The 6,244-nt window shown below is 37.9% G+C and carries 9 protein-coding genes; 1 reads left to right on the top strand and 8 read right to left on the bottom strand.

Annotation, left to right across the window (positions count from 1 at the left end):
• Positions 1–3 precede the first annotated feature (3 nt).
• The gene (locus tag ACI6PS_RS05080; protein ID WP_421011468.1) at positions 4–846 is read left to right on the top strand and encodes an isoaspartyl peptidase/L-asparaginase; all 843 of its coding nucleotides are present in this window, start codon (positions 4–6) and stop codon (positions 844–846) included.
• A gap of 59 nt (positions 847–905) precedes the next feature.
• On the opposite strand, the gene ACI6PS_RS05085 is transcribed toward ACI6PS_RS05080, so the two are convergent.
• The 8 genes from ACI6PS_RS05085 to ACI6PS_RS05120 all read right to left on the bottom strand — a co-directional run.
• Positions 906–1,205 carry a hypothetical protein gene (locus ACI6PS_RS05085; RefSeq protein ID WP_421011469.1) on the bottom strand — a complete coding sequence of 100 codons (300 nt, stop codon included), beginning with the start codon at positions 1,203–1,205 and terminating at the stop codon, positions 906–908.
• A 14-nt stretch (positions 1,206–1,219) separates the two neighbouring features.
• Positions 1,220–1,657: a carboxymuconolactone decarboxylase family protein gene (locus tag ACI6PS_RS05090; RefSeq protein ID WP_421011470.1), complete on the bottom strand. Its 438-nt coding sequence runs from the start codon at positions 1,655–1,657 to the stop codon at positions 1,220–1,222.
• A gap of 77 nt (positions 1,658–1,734) precedes the next feature.
• On the bottom strand, positions 1,735–2,304 hold the full coding sequence (locus ACI6PS_RS05095) for a Crp/Fnr family transcriptional regulator (RefSeq protein ID WP_421011471.1): 570 nt from the start codon (positions 2,302–2,304) through the stop codon (positions 1,735–1,737).
• A 92-nt stretch (positions 2,305–2,396) separates the two neighbouring features.
• Positions 2,397–2,741 carry a 50S ribosomal protein L20 gene (gene rplT / locus ACI6PS_RS05100; protein ID WP_421011472.1) on the bottom strand — a complete coding sequence of 115 codons (345 nt, stop codon included), beginning with the start codon at positions 2,739–2,741 and terminating at the stop codon, positions 2,397–2,399.
• Positions 2,742–2,910: 169 nt separating this feature from the next.
• On the bottom strand, positions 2,911–3,108 hold the full coding sequence (rpmI, locus tag ACI6PS_RS05105; protein ID WP_011921545.1) for a 50S ribosomal protein L35: 198 nt from the start codon (positions 3,106–3,108) through the stop codon (positions 2,911–2,913).
• A gap of 107 nt (positions 3,109–3,215) precedes the next feature.
• Positions 3,216–3,770 carry a translation initiation factor IF-3 gene (gene infC, locus ACI6PS_RS05110; protein WP_421011480.1) on the bottom strand — a complete coding sequence of 185 codons (555 nt, stop codon included), beginning with the start codon at positions 3,768–3,770 and terminating at the stop codon, positions 3,216–3,218.
• A gap of 17 nt (positions 3,771–3,787) precedes the next feature.
• Entirely contained in the window at positions 3,788–5,734 is a 1,947-nt protein-coding gene (gene thrS, locus ACI6PS_RS05115) for a threonine--tRNA ligase (RefSeq protein WP_421011473.1), read from the bottom strand.
• Positions 5,735–6,005: 271 nt separating this feature from the next.
• Positions 6,006–6,244: hypothetical protein (locus ACI6PS_RS05120; protein ID WP_421011474.1), on the bottom strand; the 239-nt coding region annotated here is incomplete at its 5' end.

Below are 6,244 nucleotides of genomic sequence, written 5' to 3' on the forward strand. Positions count from 1 at the left end.
GCTATGAAAATAATTATCCACGGCGGTTTTTTCTCTGAATCTTCTACCAATAATGAAACAAAAGTGGCGAAGCAGAATGCTTTGTTGCGAATTGCGAAGGATTCGTATGAATTTATGAAGTCGCATTCGGCTTTGGAAACGGTGGTTTATGCCGTTTCGCAATTGGAAGATGATGAATTGTTCAATGCAGGAATTGGTTCGCAGATTCAAAGCGACGGTAAAATCAGGATGAGTGCTTCGTTGATGGACGGCTTTTCGATGAAGATGAGCGGTGTTATTAATATTGAAGAGGTGAAAAATCCGATTCAGGTTGCACACATGTTGCAAGACAGCGAGGATAAAGTTTTGGGTGGAGAAGGAGCTACTGATTTTGCAAGGAAGTTGGGTTTTGAGAAATTTTCGACTGAAATTCCGCAAAGGAGAGCTGAATATGAAGCTAAAAAAGCTGGAAATGGAAGGGGAACCGTAGGTTGTGTGGCACTCGATAGTTTTGGTAAAATTGCGGTTGCGACTTCAACTGGAGGGAAAGGATTTGAAATTCCGGGCAGAATATCCGATTCGGCTACGGTTGCAGGGAATTATGCTAATGAATTTTGTGGTGTGAGTTTGACTGGTGTGGGGGAAGATATCGTAAGTGGAGCGGTTGCTTCGAAGATTGTAACGCGTGTTACGGATGGTTTTTCTTTGAACGAAGCTTTTGAAAAAACCTTTAATGAGTTAAAGCCGTTTGATGGTTTTGCAGGTGCGATTGCGATTGATGTTGATGGAAATGTTTTTCATCAGGATTCGCATCCGAGTATGGTTTTTGCAAGTTTTGATGGGGAGAACGAAGAAGTTTTTAAATAAGATTTATACACATATAAAACAAAAGCCTGGCAAGAGCATTGTCAGGCTTTTTGTTTTAGTTACTTTGATGAACCGATGTGCTCAAGCATTTCAAGCGTATGTGAATTATTCAAACCGCTTTCATCACGTTCTTTTTGGAAGTTTTTGAAGGACGGAACATTCAGAATTTGGTTTTGAATTTCCTCATTTTTATAAGATGATAGATGTAAAAAGGTAATTCCATCTTGGCATAAAAACACATCATATTCAAAATCGGATGCGTTTAGTTTATTAAAATCTTCCAAGAATATTTTGATGTTGGCCTTGTTTTGGGCTACAAATTCAGGTTTTACGGTGTAGGTTACTTTTACAGAAATCATATTTTAAAAATTAATTATCCAACAGAAAGTTCAGTTGCAATTCCAATTCTATTCCAAGCATTGATTATGGTAATCATCATCATGATGTGTCCGATATAATCATCATCAAACAAGTTTTTTGCTTTTGCATAAGTTGCATCAGACAAACCCTTTTTTTGAATTAGCGTTATTTCTTCGGTCATTTCTAAGATTACTCTTTCTTCTGGAGTATAAAGATTGGTTTCTTTCCAAGCGTTTAAAAGGTAGATTCTTTGTTCGGTTTCGCCTTGCTTTCTTGCATCAGTGGTATGCATGTTTATGCAAAAAGCACAACCGTTGATTTGCGAAGCCCTGATTTTGATTAGCTCTTTATGCGTCGAAGTTAGAGAAGTTGAAGCGATGTATTTTTCTAATTCGAACATTGCTTTGTAGGCTTCTGGTTGTGTCTGGAAAATGTTTACTCTTGTGTCCATTTTGATATGTTTTTAAGTTCATTACAAAGTTGCGTAAGATGTGGCTCAAAAAACTTGAAGTAGTTCAAGAAATGAAATCAGACTTTTCCAGCTCGAATCTTACTCATAAACTCCGCCGAAAAATCCAAGTAGGAAGCAATCATGTATTGCGGAACGCGTTGCACAAATTCGGGAAACATCTCGTTCATTTGGCGGAAGCGCTCTTCGGCAGACATTGTAAAGAGATATCTGATTCGGACTTGCGAAGCACCGAAAGATTTTTGAATAACCAATCGGAAGTACTTTTCAAGCTTTGGAATACGTTCCAATAATGCATCAAATGATTTCCTGTCAATCGAAAGGACTTCGATGTTCTCAACAGCTTGGATGTGGAAGTAGGTTGGAGTTTGGTATTGAAAACTCAAATAATCGGTGATCCACCAATTCTCGATTCCGAATTGCATCGTTTGCTCAACACCTTTCGAATTGTTTATGTAAAACCGAACAATCCCTTTGGTAATGAAATATTGCTTGTAGGCTATTTGCCCTTCTTCTAATAGCAGTTGCTTCTTTTTGAAAGCTTGTGCTTCAAAATAGGAAAGGACAACATCTGCTTCGCTTTCGCTTAAAGAAATGAACTTTTGAATATGTTGAATGAGTGGATTCATAAAACAAATATAAAGGATGTAAAATAAAAAACCCACTCTTTCGAATGGGTTTGGTATAAGTAAGTAGATAAATTATTGTTTGACAAACGTTCTTATTTTACTTTTTTGATAACTGCTTTGAAAGCTTCTGGGTGGTTCATCGCTAAATCTGCAAGAACTTTTCTGTTCAATTCGATTCCGTTAGCTTTAACTTTCCCCATGAATTGAGAATAAGATAATCCTTCCAATCTAGCTCCAGCGTTGATACGTTGGATCCATAATGAACGGAAGTTTCTTTTATTCTGTTTTCTATCGCGGTAAGCATAAACCATAGCTTTCTCAACCGCATTCTTAGCAACTGTCCAAACGTTTTTACGTCTACCAAAGAAACCTTTGGCTTGCTTCATTATTTTTTTTCTTCTTGCTCTTTTAGCAACTGAATTTACCGATCTTGGCATAATTTTAATGTGTTTTTGTAGCAGGCGTCCTGAATTTAATCAAAGGAACTTAAGGCCGTACTCCAAGGTTATTGAATAATTTTTAACCTAAAGAATTTATAGGCAAAAGTAATCAGTCATTAGGCAAAAGTTTAGAACTATTGGCTATTGGCTTTTTACTATTGGCTTATTAGATAATTCTTAATTGTTGTTTAATGCTTTTTTCATCTGTCTTGTGAACAAGTGCAGAGTGAGTCAAAGCTAATTTACGCTTTTTAGATTTTTTAGTCAAGATGTGACTTTTAAAAGCGTGCTTTCTTTTAATCTTTCCAGAACCAGTAACTTTGAAACGTTTCTTGGCGCTAGATTTGGTTTTCATTTTAGGCATTTTTCCTAGTGTATTTAATTTATTCTTACTTACTTATTTTGAGTAATTAGCCATTAGCCATTAGCCATTAGTTTTACAACTTTTGCCTGTTGGCTTTTGCCTATTAACTATTTTTTCTTTTTCGGAGCAATGAACATAATCATTCTCTTTCCTTCAAGAACAGGCATGGCCTCTACTTTTCCGAATTCTTCAAGATCAGTGGCAAGTCTTAATAAAAGAATTTGTCCTTGATCTTTGTAAATGATGGAACGTCCTTTAAAGAATACAAATGCTTTCAATTTAGAGCCTTCTTTCAGGAACTTCTCTGCATTTTTTCTTTTGAATTCATAATCGTGCTCATCTGTTTGTGGTCCGAAACGAATTTCTTTCACTACAATTTGAGTAGATTTTGCTTTAAGCTCCTTTTCTCTTTTCTTCTGCATATAAAGGAACTTTTTATAGTCCATTATTTTACATACAGGCGGTTCAGCATTTGGAGAAATTTCAACTAAGTCAAATTCCTGTTCATCTGCCATACGTAAAGCTTCAGAGATTTTGTAAACTCCTGGCTCCACATTTTCTCCCACAAGACGTACTTCAGGAACACGAATAAGATTGTTTATTCTGTGTGCATCTTTTTTTTCTACTCGAGGCTGGTAACCTCTATTGTTTCTTATTGCTATGGCCTTAAAATTTTAAGTTAAACTGTAAATGTTTTTAATGTCTTTTTTATTTCTTCGTTTACAATCAAAGCAAATTCTTCAATCGTAACGCTAATATTTCCTTTTCCTTCCTGTCCGTGACGACGAACTGAAATAGTACCATTTTTCTCTTCTTCCTCGCCTACAATCAGCATAAACGGATACTTTTGAACTTCGGCTTCTCTAATTTTTCTACCGATTGTTTCGTTTCGGTTGTCAATTAGGGCGCGAATTTCGGCATTTTCTAGCAATTCTAAAACTTTTTTGGCATAATTTTCATATTTCTCGCTCAAAGACAATATAATAGCCTGCTCAGGCATCAACCAAATAGGGAAATTTCCTGCAGTATGCTCCAATAAAATTGCTATAAAGCGTTCCATTGAACCAAAAGGTGCTCTGTGAATCATCACCGGACGGTGCAATTCATTGTCTGAACCTTTGTAAGTCAGGTCAAAACGTTCAGGCAGGTTATAATCCACTTGGATGGTTCCCAATTGCCATTGTCTTCCCAAAGCATCCTTTACCATAAAATCCAGTTTCGGACCATAGAAAGCGGCTTCTCCGTATTCAACAACTGTGTTTAAGCCTTTGTCTTTCGCTGCATTGATGATTGCATTTTCGGCTTTTTCCCAGTTTTTGTCAGTACCTATATATTTAGCTCTATTTTCTTGGTCTCTCAAAGAAATTTGCGCCGTAAAGTTTTCAAAACCTAACGATCCGAATACATATAATACAAGGTCAATTACTTTTTTGAATTCTTCGTCCAATTGTTCTGGCGTACAGAAAATATGCGCGTCATCCTGAGTAAAGCCACGAACACGAGTCAGTCCGTGCAATTCACCTGATTGCTCATATCTATATACTGTTCCGAATTCAGCATAACGCTTCGGTAAATCTTTATAGGACCAAGGCCTAACATTGAAAATCTCACAGTGGTGCGGACAGTTCATTGGTTTTAATAAAAATTCCTCGCCTTCTGCAGGTGTGCTGATAGGCTGGAAACTGTCTGCTCCGTATTTTTCATAATGTCCAGAAGTCACATAAAGTTCTTTCTGACCAATATGTGGTGTAACCACTTGTTCGTAGCCGGCTTTCTTTTGTGCTTTTTTCAAGAATTGCTCCAAACGATCTCTCAACGCGGCACCTTTTGGCAGCCACAATGGTAAACCTTGACCTACTTTTTGGGAGAAGGCAAACAATTCCAATTCTTTTCCAAGCTTTCTGTGATCACGACGTTTTGCTTCTTCAAGCAGTTCAAGGTAATCGGTCAAGTCTTTTTGCTTTGGAAAAGAAACTCCATAAACACGCGTCAGCTGCTTGTTCTTTTCATCACCTCTCCAATACGCACCGGCAACGCTCATGATTTTAAAAGCCTTGATGATTCCAGTATTCGGAATATGCCCACCACGACACAGGTCAAAGAAGTCGGCATGATCACAAAAAGTAATCGTTCCGTCTTCCAGATTTGAAATCAGTTCCGTCTTGTATTCGTTGTCCTTATATATATCCAACGCTTCAGCCTTAGAAACTGAACGCATCTTAAATTCATATTTGCCCCTCGAAATCTCGAGAACACGATCTTCTACTTTTTTAAAGTCAGCATCCGTAATCTTTTGATTACCGAAATCTACGTCATAATAGAAACCGTTGTCAATTGCAGGTCCTAATGTTAATTTGATTCCAGGAAACAATTCTTCCAAAGCCTGCGCCATAACGTGTGAAGTCGAATGCCAAAAAGCTTTCTTCCCATCCTTGTCATTCCAAGTATATAATACGAGCGAACCGTCCGTCGTCAGTTCCGTCGCGGTTTCCACAGTAGTTCCATTGAAAGAAGCCGAAATAACATTTCTAGCCAATCCCTCACTAATGCTTTTTGCAACATCCATCGGAGTCACGCCTTGCGCAAACTCTTTAACTGACCCATCGGGTAACGTAATCTTTATCATCGTATAAAATTTATGACCGCAAATATAGAAGATTCCCAAAACACACACAATATATATAGGTACTATATTACACCTATATATAATGTATGTGCTTTTATAGATTAGGAGCAGAACATTCGGGCATTTGTTCCATCCATATTCCCGCTTTCCATTCCAATCTTTTCCTTTTTAAAGAAAAAAGGAAAAGGATTTCCACTCCAATCGGGGCTGGGAGGGAGACCTTGGGTGTGTTTTTGGAGACATTCCGCCACAATTGCGCAGAAATCACCCCTCAAAAACCCTCCATCTGGGAACAATCCAATCCCCCGGGCACAGCATCTCCGCCGATTCCGGCTCTATACGGTACTGCCGATTCCAAAACATGAAAAAAACTTCGATCTCCAAGACGCACGTTTCCAGCCTCTTGAAAAAAACTTTGAAAAAAAGTGTATTTAAAGCTTGCGTTAGTGGAAATCTTGTGTACTTTTGCACCCGCAATCAAGGCGACGTTCTTAGGAAAACACTGGAAGA

The sequence above is a fragment of the Flavobacterium sp. PLA-1-15 genome (assembly GCF_049060005.1).
In the GTDB taxonomy this organism is placed as follows: Bacteria; Bacteroidota; Bacteroidia; order Flavobacteriales; family Flavobacteriaceae; genus Flavobacterium.

What these genes read in the sequence shown, in the direction of transcription:
- ACI6PS_RS05080 (WP_421011468.1), top strand. Translation starts at nt 4, where the DNA reads ATGAAAATAATTATCCACGGCGGTTTTTTCTCTGAATCTTCTACCAAT.
- ACI6PS_RS05085 (WP_421011469.1), bottom strand. Translation starts at nt 1,205, where the DNA reads ATGATTTCTGTAAAAGTAACCTACACCGTAAAACCTGAATTTGTAGCC.
- ACI6PS_RS05090 (WP_421011470.1), bottom strand. Translation starts at nt 1,657, where the DNA reads ATGGACACAAGAGTAAACATTTTCCAGACACAACCAGAAGCCTACAAA.
- ACI6PS_RS05095 (WP_421011471.1), bottom strand. Translation starts at nt 2,304, where the DNA reads ATGAATCCACTCATTCAACATATTCAAAAGTTCATTTCTTTAAGCGAA.
- rplT (WP_421011472.1), bottom strand. Translation starts at nt 2,741, where the DNA reads ATGCCAAGATCGGTAAATTCAGTTGCTAAAAGAGCAAGAAGAAAAAAA.
- rpmI (WP_011921545.1), bottom strand. Translation starts at nt 3,108, where the DNA reads ATGCCTAAAATGAAAACCAAATCTAGCGCCAAGAAACGTTTCAAAGTT.
- thrS (WP_421011473.1), bottom strand. Translation starts at nt 5,734, where the DNA reads ATGATAAAGATTACGTTACCCGATGGGTCAGTTAAAGAGTTTGCGCAA.